The sequence below is a fragment of the Natronococcus sp. JC468 genome, assembly GCF_012163165.1.
Taxonomy (GTDB): Archaea; Halobacteriota; Halobacteria; order Halobacteriales; family Natrialbaceae; genus Natronococcus; species Natronococcus jeotgali.
On sequence record NZ_JAAVUO010000019.1, the window covers coordinates 23155 to 40190 of the forward strand.

Below are 17036 nucleotides of genomic sequence, written 5' to 3' on the forward strand. Positions count from 1 at the left end.
GTCGCGACTTTGACGATTCCGGCATTAGTGTGTGGTAGTTTATAGTTTTACGCTCCGGCCGGGGCTGGGATCGGGAACTCCGATCGGTTCGAATCCGTTACGTTCTCTCTGTGTTATTATTGCTAACTATTATCAAACGATTCGTCGAACGTACTCGACGGAGTGACAGTACGTGGCTAAAAGACGACTCTCGAGACGCGGCTTCGGAGCACTGGGCGCGAGCGCGGCGCTGTTCGCCGGCGTCGGGCGGGGTGTCGACGGGTTCGGCGCCGACACGGGCCTCGAGGACCCGAGCGATCCCCGCTCGCTCGACGGGAAGAGCATCGGCTTCTACGTCGGCAGCGAGCTCACCGCGGACGGCTCGACGCTGCTGGGCGGGTTCGGCCACGAGCCCTCGAGCCACTGGCTCGAGATCGTCTCCCGCCAGGACCACCCCGAGGACGCGACGGTGACCGTCGGCGTCACCGACGAGGCCGACATCCCGGGCGAGCTGACCGAGATCCCGCAGGCCCCGGAGACGAACAAGTACGTCGCCTCGATGTACTCGGAGTGGGCGGGCTTTCCCCCGCCGCTGACCAACGGCGGACTCAACGAACACGGCGTCGCCGCCCGCGACATCTGGTCGCCCTCGCGGCCGGAGCTCGTCGAACTGGCCGAGGAGGAGGCTCCCCAGACGGGCCCGCAGTACTCCGACCTCGCGAAGGCGGCGATGGAGCGGGCCTCGAGCGCCCGCGAGGCCATCGAGGTCGTCGGCGGGCTGATGGACGAGCACGGCTACTCGACCTACGGCGGGAACTCCCACCTGTTCGCCGACGAGGAAGAGGGGTGGGTGTTCGTCAACTTCGCCCACCCCGACGGCGACCTCTGGGCGGCCGAACGCCTCGGCGCCGACGAGGTCCGGGTGTCCTATTTCGGGTACATCCGCGAGTTCCCCGTCGACCACGAGGACCATCCGGACTTCGTGGGTTCGGATCGACTGGTCGAGTTCGCGGAGGAGCGGGGGTGGTGGGACGGCGAGGGCGATACTCTCGACCTGTTCGAGGTGTACGGGATCGGGGAGTTCCCCGCCGAGGCCGACGAGTACGTCGCCCCCAAGTTCTACCAGGACGCGCGGTACCCGCCCGCCCGCGAGGAGGAACTCCGGGAGCTAGCCCCGGTCAGTCTCGAGGACATGCTCGCGCTGGTGCGGGACCCACGCTGGGCGACCGACCACGCGGGCTACGGCCAGGTCGCCCACCTGCGGCCCGATACCTGCGAGGAGCTCCAGACGCTGTGGACCGCCGTCACCAGCGCCGCGACGACGCCGTTCGTCCCGATCCCCGTCGGCGTCGAGGCGGTCCCGCCCGAGTTCCGGCAACACCGGTATCTCACCGCGAACGCGGCCGCGAACTTCCTCGACGACGGGTGGAAGCTTCAGGAGGCGACCCGGTACGCCACCCGGGAGTTCAAGCGCCTGCTGTACTTCACCTCCGCGGACCCCGAGGCGTTCTACGCCGACGTGGTGGGCGCCATCGAGGGCTTCGAACGGGAGCTGCTCGCGGACCGCGACGCCGTCGAGGCGACGGCCCGGAAGCTCCTCGAGGCCGGCGAGGAGCGGGCGGCTTGCGAGTTCCTCACCGAGGACACCTCGCGGCGACTGCTCGAGGGGCTGCGACTCGGGACGACGCTGGCGATGGACGTCGAAGCGGAGCTCCGCGAGCGCATCGAGATCCCGAAACCCGAGGGTCGACCCGCGCCGGGCGAGACGACGCCCCCGACCAGCCAGTCGATGGACGAGGGCCCCGACACCGAGATGGTCCACGTCTACAGCGAGGCTCTCCACGCCGACTACCCGCGGGAACACGGGGTCTACACCGACGACTCCGACCGGGCTCGAGACGAGCGCTCGAGGCCGACGCCCGGGCTCGAGGGCGAGTGACCCGCGTATCGCCGTCGTACTCGCGGAAGCCGCCGTAAGCGGCGTCGCGCTGTTATCCGGGTCCGAAGGCTGCGATATCGGCTCCCACCGTCGCCAGCGCGTCGGCGGGGTTCGGGTCGCTGTCGGCCAGGTGCGTGTACCGGTGTTCCGGCACCCGCGACAGCGCCGCCGCGACGGCCTCGCTGTAGGTCTCGACGCCGGGCTCCGTCGGGTCCTCACCGCCCCAGACGTCCCGGATAACCGTCATCGAGTCGATGCGCACCTCGAGGCTGCGCGGCTCGTAGCGAGCCAGCAGTTCCGAGAGTCCGAGCTGGAGGGCGACGTACTCGGCGGTGTTGTTCCCCGCCCGGGAGCCGACGGGACGGCCGAGACGGGCGAGTTGATCCCCCGAAACGTCCTCGATGACGGCGCCCGCACCCGCGGGGCCGGGGTTGCCGCGCGAACTGCCGTCGACGTAGAGGACGAAGGCGTCGTCCGTCGGCTCGGGAATGGGTGGCCGGGCGAGTCCCGAGGCCAGTAGCTCCTCGAGCGCGGAGCGCAACTCGGTCGGGGTGGTGTCGGGGTCGAACAGCCCGCCGTAGCCGGGGACGGCGTCGTCGACCGCGTCGGTGGCGGCCGCCACCTCGTAGCCGACGCCCGCGAGCACCTCGTCGACGAGCGCGGCGAGCGGCGAGAGGCGTTCGGCCGGGAGGGGCTCGTCGGTCACGCCGCCTCCCCCTTCGAGTTCGGAGTCCGAGCCCTCGCACCCTCGTCCCCGGACGATCTCGTCTGCTGGGTCCACCGCTGCATATCGGTCCTCGGCGGGCGAGCGGGATAATTCCTTCAGCTGACGCCGGCGGGTTTCGAATCGGTCCGTCCCTCGAGACCCTCGACGGCTGATACAGCCCTCGAGCCGACGGACGAACGCGCGTTGTGACCCGCTACTTTTCGCGCCGGGCCTCGAGCACCAGCTCGGCGATCCGTTCGGGCTCCTCGGTCGCCAGCCGGAGCACCGCGTCGTGGATCTCGCGGGTTTCCTCGTCGACGACGTCTTCCCGGGCCAGTGCGGGTGCGATCGTCGTCCGGAGTTTCTTCTCGAAGGCGTCCCAGGTCTCGCCGCGGGCGTACAGCGGGCGCTGGCGGACCGCGTCGTACTCGAAGGCGGGGCCGCTCTCGGCGGGCGAAACGGGCGTCGACTCGACCGCGTCCGCGTCTTCCGCCGCCGTGGGCTCGACCGACTTGTCGGCGGACGCGGCGTCGGGCGTCTCCGCATCGTCCTCGACGTTCGGCGATTCGGCGGTCTCGGCCTCGAGGTCGTCGAACGGGTTGCTCATCGCTGGATCCCTCCGTTCGCGACGATCTCGGCGAGCTCCTCGTAGGGCGCGATCTGATCGGAGTCGGGCGCGTAGTCCTGCAGGGGTTGCTCGTGGCTCAGCGATCGGGACAGCGCCGCCCGGTGGCGGATACCCGGCTTCGGGGGCTCGAGCTCGCCGGCGTCGATGCGCTCGAACTCGCCGGCGGTGATCCGGGCGAACTTGGGAACGACCTCGGGGAGGGGCTGGCCGGGGTTGACCTCGTGTTCGGCCGTGTTCAGGCTCTCGAGCAGCTCCCGGGCCTCGGTGCGCTGGTCGATGCGGTCCTCGAGTTTGTTCGGGACGATCGCGAGGACCTCAACGTCGATGTACTCGCGGGCGGGCTCGATCAGTCGCTCCATCGTCCGCTTGTAGCCGCCGATGGCGCTCGAGCCGGGCTCGATCGGGATCACGACGTTGCCCGTCGCGACCAGGGCGTTGTTGTTGAGCATCCCGGGGTAGGCCGGGCAGTCGAAGACGACGTAGTCGTAGACCTCCCCGAGCAGCGGGTCGACGACCTTGGACTTGACTCGGGCCGATCCCTGCATCGCACCCGCCAGCTCGGTCTCAACGTCCTCGAGGGAGTCCGAGGAGGGAAGCAGGTCGAACCCGTACTCCGTCTCCCGGATCACGTCCCCGGGCGTGGCCGCCCCCTCGAGGATAACGTCGCCCAGATCCGTCTCGGCGTGGTAGGCGTCCTCGAAACCGAGACCGTTCGTCGCGTGGCCGTTGGGGTCCAGATCGACGAACAGGGTCGATCCGCGCTCGGCCAGCTGCCGTGCGAGGTTGATCGAAGTCGTCGACTTTCCGACACCGCCTTTCAAGATGACTACGCTTACCGCGCGTGGCTCGTCTGACATGGTGTATCCCATCCACTGAACGATAGCTCCCTATCCTTCCGTGAACGTCTCTCTCAGCGGATACTGCACACAGATGACGAGAACCACATAATCCTGCCGACTTCGGAACGGTAGTTCACATAGCTCCAATAGGTGAGGTAGCTGAGTTACCTATTATAGCGTGCACGGTCGGCTCGAGCGACCTCGAAGCGTCGGTTCGCGACCGGTTTCGACAGCCCGCAAACCCTTTTGGTAGCAGCTGGCCTAGGTCCGCACATGTACGTCCGAGACGCCAAAAACAGGGAGGAGGTCTGGCTGCTCGACCACATCGAGTCGATGGGACTCGACGACACGGCGTTTCGCTCCCGCGATTACGTGGTCGCGGTCGACGAGGTCTCCGGCGAGAAGGCGGGGTTCGGACGGATTCGGATCCACAGAACCGACCCCGACGAGGACGGCCCGGACGAGGTCTGCGAGCTGACCAGCATCGGCGTCCTCAAGGGATGGCGCGACCAGGGCGTCGGCGCCCACGTCGTCGAGCGGCTGCTCGAGTACGCCGGCGACGAGGGGTTCGACACGGTCTACGCGCTGACCGGCGAGAGCGCCTACCTCGCCCGGTTCGGCTTCCGCCGGATCGACGCCGAGCAGTTGCCCGCACCGCTCGAGAAACGCCGCGTCGAGAAGCGCGAGCGAATCGACCCCGACGCGGTACCGTTAGCGATCGAGGTCGACCGGTTCCGGATGCCCGAACGGCTCCGAGAGGCGTTCAAGCGAGCGACCGAGCGGGCCGAAGAGGAAGGCGACGACGAGAGCGCCGAGGACTTCGGTATCGATCCGGAGACGGCGACGTACAAGTACGATACGGGTCGGTGAGGATCAGGCTCGCGTGTCTTCGACGGCCGGCGTCTCGTTCTCGACGCCCTCGTACTTGTCCTCGAACTCCTGGATGAGCTGGCCCATCTTCGCGTACCAGTCGTTCAACATCCGCTGCATGTCGCTCGCGATCTGGGTCGGATCGGTCGGGTAGTAGACGTGGTAGTACCCGCCCTGGTCGTAGTTGATCTGCTCCTTCTGGATGAAGCCGCTCTGGAGTAGCCGCTGGATCGCTCGGTAGGCAGTCGAGCGCTCGCGGTCGACCCGCTCGGCGACCTCGTCGATCGTCAGCGGCTCCTCGCTCTCGACCAGCGCCCGGAAGCAGTCCTTGTCGAGCTGTTTCAGTCCGTGGATACACTCGAGCAGACCCTCGCACTGCATGTCCTGCTGGAGTTGTTCCGCCATCGAGTTTGCCATTACTAGCTCGGGGTAGGAGCCCCGTCGGTATAAGGGTTGTGCGAATATTGTACAAAGTCGATGAACCGTTTCGCGCCCCGTCGAGCTCCGGCCGAAACGCAGTACTCGGGCCGATCATCGTCGAAAGCGTGGTCGCGTTCCCCCTCGAGCCCGGTCGCGGAAGCGAGCGAGATCAAAGTGTCTCCCTTCCGAGAAGACGGTCGAAAAGCGACCGTCGACGGCACACGAGTGTCCTCGTCTGGGCATCGCCGTCTCGTCGAACGACTCGGTGACGTCCCGAGAGACCGATTCTTGGAATTGTAGAATCCGACCAAGACTTATTCGATGAGACGGACGATCTGGTAGCAGGGTCCGCACTCATGACACCACCGAGCGAACCGACGACGTATGAACTAACGGGCGAACGGCTCAGCCCGAGACGGACACGGATCGACACCGGCGACGCGGAGTTCGTCGTCGGCAAGGACGTCAACCCCGTCGAGTACTTCCTGGGTGCGGTCCTGGGCTGTCTGAACTCGACGGCGACGATGGTCGCCCGCGACATGGAGCTGTCCATCGAGGAGATGGAGCTGCAGATCGAGGGCGACGTCGACTACGCCAGCTACCGCGGCGAGCCCTCCGACGCACGGTCCGGACTCCAGGGCCTCGAGGTTACGATCGCGGTGGAGGCGGGCGCGGACGAGGAGGCGCTCGAGTCGTGGCTCGAGGCCGTCGAGGACCGCTGTCCGGTCACCGACAACGTGGAAAACGAGACGCCGCTCGCGGTCGCCGTCGAGTCGATCTGACCGTTCCGGGCGACCGTCGCTCCGTTCTCGAGCCGACGGGCCCCGTGATCCGGCCGTGCGCAAGAACGAACCGGGACCGTCGCGAGCCGCGCTTAGCGACCCGATTCGTCGAGGTCGCGAGCGTGCCAGCTTTTCGTCGGGGATCGCGACGGGCGCGGACTAGTCCGCGCTCACCGCTCGCGTCGGCCGACGTACTCCGCGGCGAACCAGCGCGCGATTGACCCCTCGGCGCGGTGCAAGACGTCGCTGCACGTCGATTTCGAGATCTCGAGGTGCGAGGAGATGGCCGTCAGCGTCGTCTCCCGCGGGACGTCGTAGTAGCCGCGCTCGAGCGCGGTCAGAAACACCTCGCGTTGCCGATCGGTCAACAGCCGCCCCGCCGGGCCCGCGCCGACGTCGTGAACGTACTCGATGCGGTACGCGATCGCGTTCTCCTCGAGGGTGTCGCTGAGCGCCGACAGCCGATCCGCGCTCGTCGTCAGCTCCCAGGTCACCGCCCCGTCTTCGACCGCGAACGGCGTCTCCATCGGGACGCCCGCCCGCCGTATCGGCGCCAGCAGCGACGGGTTCGACGTCTCGACCTGGAACAGGGCGGTCCCCTCGCGGGTCCACAGCAACTCGAGGTTCCGAACGGCCTCTCGCTCGTCGATGGCCGCGAGTATCGGAACCGGCTTCGGCGCCGTCAGCTCGAGCACGCCGACGACGACGTCCGGGCCTGGCAGCACGGAGCTGACCCGGAACGCGGCGTCGGGGTACGTCGTCGAGACGTCGCGGATCCAGTGGCCGTCGGGAATCCGAACGGTGAGTTTCGCGCGGGGCATTCGTCCGCCGCTTGGCGGGCCATCGCCGTTAGCGCGACTTCGAACATGTTCGAAGGTGTCGGAGCCGTTCGCGGGAAGCGCTATCCGAGCGCCGTTCGATCGAACGCGTATGTCCGGACCGACCGCGCAGTCCAGCGATACACGTCACGCCACCGCCGACCGCGTCCGTCGACCCGACGACGGGCCGTCGCTCTCGCTGACGCCGTTTCACGCCGCTGGCGTCGGCTTTCTGATCGTCGGGCTCCTGCTCGCGCTCTACCAGGGGCTCCAGGAGTTCGGCCTCGTTCCCGCGGCGTCGTGGATCACGTGGACGCACATCCACTTCGTCACGGTCGGCGCGTTCACCCAGTTGCTCTTCGGGACGTTGCCGCAGCTGGCGGCCCGAAAACTCGGACGCCCGGCGCCGTCGTCGCGAACGACGGGCGCGGCCTTTCTCGGGCTAAACGGCGCGCTCGTGCTCGCGTGGTACGGCCGCGCGTTCGGCGAACCGCTGTGGTTCGAAGTCGGTCTCGCGACGATCTGGCTGCTGACGGGCTGGCTGTTCGCCGCTCTGGTCGCGATGGCACGCCGCAGCGACGGCGAGCGAGTTCGGGATCCGACCGTCGGCTTCTACCTGCTCTCGCCGCTCGTCTACCTGCTCGGACTCGGGCTCGCGTTCGGGCTGTTCAGCCGCAGTTTGGACGTCCCCGGGGGTTGGTTGGGGCTCCGCGAGGCCCACGTCCACGCCAACGCGTGGGGCTTTCTGGGACTCGCGGCGATCGGCACGCTGTACGACCTCTTTCCGCGGCTCGTCGACGCGGAGCTGTACAGCAAGCGTCTGAAACGGTACTCGTTTCCCCTGTTCGCACTCGGCATCGTCCCGCTCGTCGTCGGGCCGGTCCTCGAGATGGGACGGACCGTAACCGCGGCCGGGCTGGCGCTGTACGCCGCCGGCTACCTCCTGTACGTCTACACGCTCTTCCGGACCTACCGCGCCGGCACGACGAACGGAACGGCCCTCTCTGTGCTCGCCGCCCAGGCGTGGATCCTCGGGCCGGCCGGCTTCGCCCCGTTCGTCCTGTTCGGCGTTCCGCTCGGGATTCCCGAGCCGCGGCTCGAGACGGGCGCGTTGCACTTTTTCTTCCTGGGCTGGGCGCTCCCGATCGCGCTCGCGGGCTCGCTGCTCGTCGCGCGCTCCCTCGAGTGGCCCGGAACCGACGTGCGTTCCGACGCTGGCGACCGCACTCACGGATTCGTTCCCGTAGCGGGCGTTCCCTCGGTCGTCGGCACGCGGACCGTCCTCGCCTGGAACCTTGCGGTACTGGTCGTCGGAATCGGCTTCTTCTACCAGGATCAGTCGTGGTCGGCGCTGTTGCGCGGGCCGGGGTACGCCGTCCTGCTCGGGGTCTGGGGGTACTACCTGGTCAGAATCGTCGGCCACCGGCGGTCGGTTCGTTCGCCCGCGCCGAGGTCCTGAGCGCGGCGTGCCTGGCCCTGGCCGGTCTGCTGCGGGGCGAGAGCGAAATCGGGCGGTTACCGGATCGCCCGCCCGACCGCCTTCGCGAGCGAGAGGAAAAACCCCAACCCGGCCCGGAGGTCCGCGTCTCGGATCGCTCCGACGATTCCCCGCGGGCCGACGGGCTCGGCGGGTTCGGAACCCGCTTCGCCGACGGCCTCGAGCAGCGCCGCGAGCGTGCGCGCGACGTCGTCGTCGGCCGCAGTGTCGGCCAGTTCGCCAAGACGGGTGCCGGTGGCCGCGAGGTCGGTCACCATCCCGTCGTCCATGGCGTCCGAGGCGAGCGCGGCGAGGTCGGCAAGCGCCGCGAGGTCGTCGAGGGTGCCCGACCGCTGCATTCGCGCGACCGTCTCGAGGGCCGCGGCCAGGTCGTCGGCGTTCTCCCCGGTCGCCTCGCCGAGGGCGGCGACCTCGTCGGTCGCCAGGCCGTCCGCGGCGGCGCCGAGGTTCGTCGCGGTGCCCGACAGCTCCTGGACCATTCGGTCGTCCATCGCGGCCGTCGCCAGATCCGCGGTGTCGAGCAGGTCGTTGACCACATCGAGGCGCTCGAGGAACCGGGCGACCGCCTCGGGGTTCTCGGCGACCAGTTCCTCGAGGTCCGGCTCCGTAGCATCGGAAGCGGATTCGGCGTCAGACATCAGAGCAGCCCCCGTGCGGTGAGCCAGTAGGATTCATTGTACCCCAGTTTCGCCCAGTGAAGCGGTTTCGACGGCTCACGAACGAACGGCTCCTCGCCGTACGTGAACTCGATGAACGTCGCCTCGCTCATCCCGGCCTCGAGGAAGCAGACGGTCTTGCCGTCGTAGGTCGCCGTCGGCGTCTGTCCGCGGACGCGGCTGGCGAGGCGGTCGGCGACGACGCCCGCCTCGTAGTGGGCGACGCTTCCGGCTTTACTGGTGGGAACGTCCGCGACGTCGCCGACCGCGTAGACGTCCTCGGCGTTGGTCGCCTCGAGGGTGTGTCTGTCGACGTCGACCCAGCCGTCCTCGCCCAGCCCCGCGTCGGTCACGAGGTCGCTGCCCGCGTGAGGCGGGATGGCCACGAGCAGGTCGTACCCGAGCTCGTTGCCCTCGATGGTCTCGATGACCTCGGCGTCGGGGTCGATCTCCTCGACGTTGAAGAACGTCTCGAGGGCGATGTCCCGCTGCTCGAAGAGGTCGGTCGCCCAGTCGGCGATCGACTCGAGACCGTGGGCGCGGTTGATCGGGTACGTGTAGGTGAGGTCGACGTCCTCGCGCAGGCCGCGCTCGCGCAGCCAGTCGTCGACCATCAGCACGAACTCGACGGGCGCGGCCGGGCACATGTGGGGGACGCCGACGACGCTCAACACGAGGTGGCCCTCGGTGAACTCGGCGAGTTCGTCCCGGAGCCGTTCCGCACCGTCGGGGCCGTAGAAGTGGTGCCCGCCCTCCGCGAGGCCGGGGACGGCGTCGGGCTCGAGGTTCGCACCGGTCGCCAGCACGAGCTGGTCGTACGCGAGCACCGAGCTGTCGGCGAACGACAGCTTCTTGCGGTCGGTGTCGACGTCGATCACCCGCCCGATCGAGAGCGTCACGCGGCGGTCGATCAGCTCTTCGACGGGGCGTTTGGCGTCCTCGACCGTCTTCTTCCCGAAGGGCACGTACAGGAAGGTCGGTTTGTAGACGTGCTCCGGGTCGGCCGTGATCAGCCGGACCTCGACGTCGCCGGCCTCGATCTCCGTCTGTAGCTCCTCGGCGAGCCGGTTCGCGAGGACCGTCCCGCCCGTTCCGGCGCCGACGATCGCGATGCGATGCATCTCAGTTTACCTCCACGTAGATGTTCCAGTGGTCGTCGCACTCGTCGATCTCGAGCAGGTCGTGGCCGGCCTCCTCGAGCCACTCTGGTACGTCCGTCGTGGAGTTGCGTTCGGTCGTCTGCAACTCGACCACGGTACCCGGGTCGAGCGTCTTCACCCGCCCAATGAGGTCCATCAGCGGGCCGGGACACGTTGCGTCGCGCGAGTCGATCGTCACGTCTGGTTCGGTAGTCTCTGTCATTGTCGTTCGCCTCGAGTTTGCAGTTTCCGCCGTCGTCGCTCGAACTCCTCGTCGGAGAGATCGCCGCGAGCGTAGCGCTCGCGGAGCTCCTCGAGCGCCCGGTCCGGTTCCCCGGTCCGTGCGCGTGCGGTCGACCCCCCGTCGCGGCTCCCAACCCAGACGGCCGCGAGCGCGAGCAGGCCGACCAGTACCAGCGGCCAGAACAGCCAGCCGCCGCCCCAGCCGCCCCAGCCGCCCATCGATCCGCCGCCGTGGCTCTGTGCAGCGCCCGTCGCCGCCGCACCGACGAGAAAGACCACACCGGTCACCGCAAGCGCCGGTACGGACCGTCCGAGCCGTTCACGTGCGGTCGTCATTGTTCGATCACAGTCGGACATACTCTATTGTACGGTATAGGCACTGCTACAAAATTCTATCCGGCTGGAACGGACGAAAGAGATATACGACTTGAATGCAAGACTGGCGACTATTGACGTTTAGGGTGGAGTAATTCCGAGAACTCCGTACGGGCGGCGACGGACAACTGTGACAAACGTATTGTTCTATTTACGCACAGCTATTCTGCCGGACGAGCGCGTCTCCTCGCACGATGAGAACACTGCGGACGAACGCGATCGAATCCTGAACGGAAAGGGACCCGCAGCGACGCCGTCGAGTCGACGATCGAGTCGCTGGCCGCCGTCGCGAACGTCGAGGTCGACGGCCGCCGGCCCGGCAGCCCGGTGTCTGCGTTCCGACCTCGGTGCTGTACGCCGACCAGCGCGATCGAGCGCTCGCGACCGACCCCGTATCTGAGGGCGGCGACGGCCGCGTGACGATACACCGAAAAGGCTCCGCTCGAAAGGACGGACGATGAAGGTCGGTGTCGTCGGAGCAGGAATTTCGGGGCTCGCGCTGGTGCACTCGCTCGCCGAACGGGACGTCGACGTCGCCGCGTTCGAGGCGCGCGAGGTGCCCGGCGGGGTCGTACAGAGCAGGCGCGTCGACGGGCGCGTCGTCGAGCTGGGCCCGCAGCGGCTCCGGCTGACGGCGGGGCTCGAGTCGATCGTCGACGACCTCGGACTCCGCGACCGACTGGCGTTCGGCGACGACGACCAGCCGATCTACGTCTACCACGACGGCGAGTTACGGGTGGCGCCGCTGTCGGTCCGGGAGGCGGTGACGACCGACCTGCTCGGCCCGCTGGGAAAGCTCCGGATGCTCCTCGAGCCGCTGACCGGGCCCGCCAGGCCCGACGAGACGGTCGACGACTTCCTCGTTCGAAAGCTGGGGACCCAGGCGGCCCGCCGGTACCTCGGCCCGCTGTACAGCGGGCTGTACGGGACCGATCCCCGGGACATGCTCGTCGAGTACTCGCTAGGTCGCGTCCTCGAGAAGGCCGGGGTCGACCGGAGCGTCCTCCTGTGGGTCGTCCGAACGCTCTGGGAGGGCGGGGAGTCGCCGCCGATCTGCACCTTCGAGGACGGCCTCGGCGAGCTGACCGACGGACTGTACGAGGCCCACGCGGACGCGATCAGCCTCGAGACGCCCGTCGAGTCGGTCCGCGAGGGCGAGGGCGGGTACGAACTCGAGACGGTCGAGGGGACGGAGCGGGTCGACGAGGTCGTCCTGACGGCGCCGGCGCCGACGTGTGCGGACCTGCTCGCACCGATCGACGCCGACCTCGAGGCGACGCTGCGGCGGTTCAACTACAACCCGATCGGGATGGTCTTTCTCGAGTCGGCGTTCGACGGCACCGGGATCGGCACGCTCATCCCCCCGGGATCGGACGCGCAGATCAGCGGGCTCACCTGGAACTCGAGCTTCCTCGATCGGGACGGACTGTTCACCTGCTACGTCGACCCGCTGAGCTACCCGGCGTTGACCGAGGCCTCCGAGACGGAGCTGGGACGGGTCGGGGCCGCCGAGTTCGAGCGCATCACCGGCACGCCGGCGACGCCGATCCACGTCCACCGCTGGGAGCCGGGGATGCCGGCGTACGACCGCTCGTGGACGGCGACCGACGACCTCGAGCTCCCCGACGGGATTCACCTCTGTGCGAACTTCGTCGGCCGCCCCGGGATTCCGGGACGGCTCCGGAACGCGGCGCGATTGGCCGACGAACTGGCCGACAGGTCCTCGGGCGGCGCGTGAGCTGACCCGACTTCCGGCTCCGAAGTACCTATACCACCCCCGTCCTAACGGCCGCGCATGACCACCGGCGTCGTGCTGTTGAACTTCGGCGAACCGGCCGAGCCGGACCGCGAGACGGTCCGCGACTACCTCACTCGGATCTTCTTCGACAACGCCGACCTCGAGGAGGCCGACTCCGAGGAGGCGGCCTGGGAGCGCTCCCGCGAGCTGGCCGAGCGACGGCTGCCGAGTCTGATGGAGGAGTACGAGGAGATCGGGGGGTCGCCGCTGCAGGAGCAGGCGACCGCCCAGGCCGAGGCCCTCGAGGACGCCTTGACCGAGCGGGGCCACGAGGTCGAACTCTACCACGCGATGCAGTTCATGGAGCCGCTGATAACCGACCTCCCGGCGACGCTGGCCGCGGACGGGATCGACTCGGTGATCGCCGTCCCGATCTACCCGCTGTGTGGCCCCTCGACGACGGTCGCCGCGATCGACTCCCTCGAGGCCGCGATCGAGGATCGCGAGGGGTACGACCCCGAGTTCGCGTCGATCACCGGCTGGCACCGGGTGCCCGCCTACAACCGGCTCCGGGCCGAGGGGATCCGCGAGTTCGTCGACGGGGAGGGCGTCGACCTCGAGGACCCCGACACCGCGTTCGTCTTTTCGGCCCACGGGACGCCGACGAAGTACCTGGAGGGCAACAGTCGGTACGACAAGTACGTCGAGGAACACGCCTCGGCGATCGCCAGCATCCTCGGGATCGACGACTACGAGATCGGCTACCAGAACCACGCCAACCGCGGGATCGAGTGGACCGAACCCGACACCGAGGACGTCGTCGAGGGCCTCGAGGGCGAGGCTGAACGGGTCGTCGTCGAGCCGATGAGCTTCATGCACGAGCAGTCCGAGACGCTGGTCGAACTCGACGTCGACCTGCGCGAGGACGCCGCCGAGGTCGGCCTCGAGCTCCACCGGGTGCCGATCCCCCACGACGACCCGCGGTTCGCGACGCTGCTCGCCGACGCCGTCGAGCCGTTCCTCTCGGGGTTCGAGCCGTCGTACTACCAGCTCCGCCAGTGCGAGTGTCGGCCCGAGCCGGGCACGTACTGCTACAACGCCGGACTGGCGCCGCGGTAACGCGACCGACCCGCTCGCTCCTCTCGTTTCGGGCGCGGATCGGGGCCCCGCGGCAGCCGACGGATCGCCCGCCGGCGGTGCGGGCCGAAGACCGCGGACGAATCAGGGGGACCGATTAATTGTCCGGGCAGAGAGGCGGTAGGTATGGATACGCAGTCCGCTCTCGCGCAGGCGAAGCTGGTCAAGGCGGTCTTCAGCGAGAAGAACGTCACCTTCCTGGCCGGAAGCATCGCCTACAGCGCGTTCGTCTCGCTCGTTCCGCTGCTCATGTTCGTCCTGCTCGCGGTGTCGTTCGTCGATCCGAGTCTCCAGCAGCGAGTCATCGAGGTCGCGACCAGCAACGTCTCCCAGTCGGTCGGCGGGGTCATCGAGGTGATGATCGAACAGCAGTCCGACGCCGGCGCCGGCTCGACGGTGAGCGCGTCGATCATCGGGATACTCACGCTCGTCTGGGGCGCGCTCAAGGTGTTTCGCGGCATCGACACCGCCTTCTCGGAGATCTACGAGACGACCGCCCGCGAGTCGTTCGTCGGTCAGGTCAAAAACGGCCTGGTGATGCTCCTGACGCTCACGCTGGGGATCCTCGCGATGGTCGTCGCCACCAGCGTCGTCGCTTTCTTCTCGTTCGTTCCGTTCGTCGGGCTCGTGGTTCCCCTGCTGCTCGTCGCCTGTCTCGTGATCGCCTTCTTCCCGATGTACTACCTCTTCCCGGAGATCGACGTCGAACCGCGGGACGTGCTCCCGGGGACGCTCGTCGGGGCCGTCGGCTGGGCGCTCCTGCAGGTGCTGTTCCAGATGTACGCCTCCCTCGCCGGGGACGAGAGCAACCTCATCGCGAGCATCCTCCTGCTGGTCACCTGGCTGTACTTCAGCGGCGTCGTCCTGCTGTTGGGCGCGGTGGTCAACGCGGTCCTCGTCGGCCGCGCCAGCGACGTCGTCGAGGCGGAGATCGACTCCGCCGCCGGCCCGGACCGGGCCTGAGCCGGGAGCGCTCGTCGGACGGGCTACTCCGTCCGCGAGACCGACTTCGCCGCCTCGAAGAAGGCCGCGACGTTCTCGACGGGGACGTTTCGGTCGACGCCGTGGCCCAGATTCAGAATGTGGCCCGCCTCGCCCGCGCTCGCGACGACCTCGCGGGTTCGCTCCCGGACGGTCTCGGGGTCGCCGTACAGCAAGGCGGGATCGAGGTTGCCCTGAATCGCCCGCTCCCCGAGCTCCTCGCGGGCGTCCTCGAGGTCGACCGTCCAGTCCAGGCCGACGACCTCGGCGCCGGTGTCGGCGAGCAGGTCGAGGTTGCCGCTGACGTTGCGAACGAAGACGATCGTCGGGACATCGACGGCGTCGACGATCTCCCGGTGCAGCGGCAGCAGGAAGCGCCGGTAGTCGGCGGACGAGAGCAGCCCGGCGTAGGTGTCGAACAGCTGGATCGCGTCGGCGCCCGACTCGACCTGGTAGCGGACGTAGTCGACGATCACGTCGGTGAACGCCCGCAGCAGTCGCTCGAACGCCTCGGGGTGTTCCGCGCGCAGACGGCGGACGTCCATGAACGTCCGCGAGGGAGTTCCCTCACAGACGTAGGCCGCGAGCGTGAACGGCCCGCCCGTAAAGCCGAGGACGGCCGCCCGCTCGCCGAGCTCGTCGGCCAGTCGCTCGAGCAGCTCGCCGACGTACCACAGCTCCTCCTCGACGTCGCCTCGTTCCCGGCGAGTGTCGGCCGGCGACTCGACGGGGTTCTCGACGACCGGGCCGACGCCGGACTCGAGGTGGTAGGAAAAGGCCAGCGGCTCGAGAACGGTGAGGATGTCGGAGTACATGACGACGCCGTCGGGCCGGAACCGCTCCCAGGGTTGAAGGGTGATCTCGGTCGCGATCTCGGGGGTCGAGATCGCCTCGAGGAAGGAGTAGTCCTCGCGCAACTCGCGATACTCCGGGAGGTACCGGCCCGCCTGTCGCATCATCCACACCGGTGGCCGGTCGGTTCGCTCGCCGCGGGCCGCCCGGAGAAATCGATCTTCCATAGCCTCGAGTTGGTTGCTCGCGCGCCTAATAGTTGCGAAACCGGCCGCACGAACCCGTTCGTGGAACGACGCGGCGTCCGTGTTCCGGGCCGACGTCACGCGTTCGAGAGGAGTATCGTCCCGTACCCGAGGCCGAACGCGAGCGCGAACGAGCCGATCCAGGCGAACACCGTGACCCCAAGTTTTCGGGGGCTGACGCCGGCGCCGCCGCCCACGGCCAGCCCGGCGCCGATGACGGCGCTGACGATGATCTCGTTGAACGAGACCGGAACGCCCAGCAGGACCGCCGTCTGGGCGATCAGAAAGGAGGGGACGAGCGTCGCGATCGACCGGCGCGGCCCCAGCGAGGCGTACTCCTGGGAAATCGACTTGATCATCCGCGGTGCGCCCGTCCAGGAGCCGACGAGGATTCCGACCCCGCCGCCGAGCAGGACGACGATCGGCGACACCATCGAGGCCTCGTCGAGCAACGGAAGCAGCGGGCCGACGGCGAGTCCGACCTGGCTCGCCCCCGCGGAGAACGCGACGAGCCCCCCGAGGACGAGCAGGAATCGCCGCAGCCCGCCCGCCTCGTCGCGGGTGACGTCCCACCGGACGACGAGCGCGGCGAGGACGCCGGCGCCGAGCGTGAGCGCGCCCGCGACGACGGGACCCTCGAGCGGGAGGGCGCCGGCGCTCGTGGCGACGAGGGTCCCCCGCTCGAAGAACGCGAACTCGAGGTTCGCGACGACGGCGCCGACGAAGCCCGCGAGTACCGGGACGCTGTCGCGCTCGGCGACGTCGGGACGCGGGAGGACGCTGGCGATGGCGTAGGCGAGTCCGCCGCCGACGAACGGGGTCAGCAGCCAGACGGCGCCGACCTCGACGTACTTCGCCCAGGCGGGATCGCCGCCCAGCGCGAGCCCGACGCCGATCACCGAGCCGGTGACGGTAAACGCCGTTGCGATCGGGTAGCCGGTGGAGATCCCGATCGCCATCAGCCCCGCACCGATCAGCAGAACGACGATGACGCTCGAGACGGGTAGCGTGACGCCCTGAATCAGATCCAGACCGACGGCCTCGGAGACGCTCGCCCCCTGCGTGACGGCCCCGGCGAAGCCGAGGATGCCGACGATGAAGGCGGCCCGCATCGTTCCGATCGCGTTGGCGCCGACCGCGGGGGCGAACGGCGTCGCGCCGCTCGAGCCGGCGCCGATGACCCAGGCCATAAACAGGCTCGAGACGGCCGCGACGACGAACAGCAGTATCGTTGCGGGGTCCATAGTTGGA

At 68.5% G+C, this 17036-nt stretch carries 18 protein-coding genes; 7 read left to right on the top strand and 11 right to left on the bottom strand.

What is annotated here, in order from left to right; all coding sequences use genetic code 11:
• Window positions 1-172 precede the first annotated feature (172 nt).
• Complete coding sequence (locus tag GWG54_RS12335) at window positions 173-1918, top strand: C69 family dipeptidase (protein ID WP_167938058.1); 1746 nt, start codon at window positions 173-175, stop codon at window positions 1916-1918.
• A 52-nt stretch (window positions 1919-1970) separates the two neighbouring features.
• On the opposite strand, the gene GWG54_RS12340 is transcribed toward GWG54_RS12335, so the two are convergent.
• The 3 genes from GWG54_RS12340 to GWG54_RS12350 all read right to left on the bottom strand — a co-directional run bounded on the left by GWG54_RS12340 (window position 1971) and on the right by GWG54_RS12350 (window position 4109).
• Window positions 1971-2624: a ribonuclease HI family protein gene (locus GWG54_RS12340; RefSeq protein WP_167938101.1), complete on the bottom strand. Its 654-nt coding sequence runs from the start codon at window positions 2622-2624 to the stop codon at window positions 1971-1973.
• Window positions 2625-2838: 214 nt separating this feature from the next.
• On the bottom strand, window positions 2839-3231 hold the full coding sequence (locus GWG54_RS12345) for a hypothetical protein (RefSeq protein WP_167938059.1): 393 nt from the start codon (window positions 3229-3231) through the stop codon (window positions 2839-2841).
• Window positions 3228-4109 carry a ParA family protein gene (locus GWG54_RS12350; protein ID WP_209438421.1) on the bottom strand — a complete coding sequence of 294 codons (882 nt, stop codon included), beginning with the start codon at window positions 4107-4109 and terminating at the stop codon, window positions 3228-3230. The genes GWG54_RS12345 and GWG54_RS12350 overlap by 4 nt, the downstream gene beginning before the upstream one ends.
• 255 nt (window positions 4110-4364) lie before the next feature.
• Between GWG54_RS12350 and GWG54_RS12355 the strand changes: the two genes are divergently transcribed.
• Window positions 4365-4961 (top strand): GNAT family N-acetyltransferase, encoded by a 597-nt coding sequence (locus tag GWG54_RS12355; protein ID WP_167938061.1) that lies wholly within the window; start codon window positions 4365-4367, stop codon window positions 4959-4961.
• Window positions 4962-4964: 3 nt separating this feature from the next.
• Here GWG54_RS12355 and GWG54_RS12360 read toward each other — a convergent pair whose 3' ends face one another.
• Window positions 4965-5378, bottom strand: coding sequence for a helix-turn-helix domain-containing protein (locus tag GWG54_RS12360; protein WP_167938062.1), 414 nt, complete (start codon window positions 5376-5378; stop codon window positions 4965-4967).
• Between the two features lie 359 nt (window positions 5379-5737).
• Here GWG54_RS12360 and GWG54_RS12365 point away from each other — a divergent pair, with 359 nt between their 5' ends.
• The gene (locus GWG54_RS12365) at window positions 5738-6163 is read left to right on the top strand and encodes an OsmC family protein (RefSeq protein ID WP_167938063.1); all 426 of its coding nucleotides are present in this window, start codon (window positions 5738-5740) and stop codon (window positions 6161-6163) included.
• Between the two features lie 170 nt (window positions 6164-6333).
• Here the strand turns inward: GWG54_RS12365 and GWG54_RS12370 are convergent, their stop codons facing one another.
• A complete protein-coding gene (locus tag GWG54_RS12370) occupies window positions 6334-6984 on the bottom strand; it encodes a helix-turn-helix domain-containing protein (RefSeq protein ID WP_167938064.1) in 651 nt (216 codons plus the stop codon).
• A gap of 109 nt (window positions 6985-7093) precedes the next feature.
• On the opposite strand from GWG54_RS12370, the gene GWG54_RS12375 reads away from it, so the two are divergent.
• The gene (locus GWG54_RS12375) at window positions 7094-8440 is read left to right on the top strand and encodes a hypothetical protein (RefSeq protein WP_167938065.1); all 1347 of its coding nucleotides are present in this window, start codon (window positions 7094-7096) and stop codon (window positions 8438-8440) included.
• Window positions 8441-8496: 56 nt separating this feature from the next.
• Here the strand turns inward: GWG54_RS12375 and GWG54_RS12380 are convergent, their stop codons facing one another.
• Genes GWG54_RS12380 through GWG54_RS12395 form a run of 4 tightly spaced genes read right to left on the bottom strand, consistent with a single transcriptional unit; the run spans window position 8497 to window position 10853 of the window.
• Window positions 8497-9117: a DUF1641 domain-containing protein gene (locus GWG54_RS12380; RefSeq protein ID WP_167938066.1), complete on the bottom strand. Its 621-nt coding sequence runs from the start codon at window positions 9115-9117 to the stop codon at window positions 8497-8499.
• Window positions 9117-10256, bottom strand: a complete 1140-nt coding sequence (locus GWG54_RS12385) for an NAD(P)/FAD-dependent oxidoreductase (protein WP_167938067.1) — start codon at window positions 10254-10256, stop codon at window positions 9117-9119. The genes GWG54_RS12380 and GWG54_RS12385 overlap by 1 nt, the downstream gene beginning before the upstream one ends.
• Before the next feature lies 1 nt (window position 10257).
• Window positions 10258-10497: a sulfurtransferase TusA family protein gene (locus GWG54_RS12390; RefSeq protein WP_167938068.1), complete on the bottom strand. Its 240-nt coding sequence runs from the start codon at window positions 10495-10497 to the stop codon at window positions 10258-10260.
• The gene (locus GWG54_RS12395; RefSeq protein ID WP_167938069.1) at window positions 10494-10853 is read right to left on the bottom strand and encodes an SHOCT domain-containing protein; all 360 of its coding nucleotides are present in this window, start codon (window positions 10851-10853) and stop codon (window positions 10494-10496) included. The genes GWG54_RS12390 and GWG54_RS12395 overlap by 4 nt, the downstream gene beginning before the upstream one ends.
• Window positions 10854-11349: 496 nt before the next feature.
• Here GWG54_RS12395 and hemG point away from each other — a divergent pair, with 496 nt between their 5' ends.
• From hemG to GWG54_RS12410, 3 genes are all read left to right on the top strand, one after another.
• A complete protein-coding gene (gene hemG / locus GWG54_RS12400; protein ID WP_167938070.1) occupies window positions 11350-12630 on the top strand; it encodes a protoporphyrinogen oxidase in 1281 nt (426 codons plus the stop codon).
• Window positions 12631-12687: 57 nt separating this feature from the next.
• Window positions 12688-13749, top strand: a complete 1062-nt coding sequence (gene hemH, locus GWG54_RS12405) for a ferrochelatase (RefSeq protein WP_167938071.1) — start codon at window positions 12688-12690, stop codon at window positions 13747-13749.
• 144 nt (window positions 13750-13893) lie between these two features.
• Complete coding sequence (locus GWG54_RS12410; RefSeq protein ID WP_167938072.1) at window positions 13894-14730, top strand: YihY/virulence factor BrkB family protein; 837 nt, start codon at window positions 13894-13896, stop codon at window positions 14728-14730.
• Between the two features lie 23 nt (window positions 14731-14753).
• On the opposite strand, the gene hemE is transcribed toward GWG54_RS12410, so the two are convergent.
• Complete coding sequence (hemE, locus tag GWG54_RS12415) at window positions 14754-15767, bottom strand: uroporphyrinogen decarboxylase (RefSeq protein ID WP_167938073.1); 1014 nt, start codon at window positions 15765-15767, stop codon at window positions 14754-14756.
• 95 nt (window positions 15768-15862) lie between these two features.
• Entirely contained in the window at window positions 15863-17029 is a 1167-nt protein-coding gene (locus tag GWG54_RS12420) for an inorganic phosphate transporter (protein WP_167938074.1), read from the bottom strand.
• Window positions 17030-17036 lie beyond the last annotated feature (7 nt).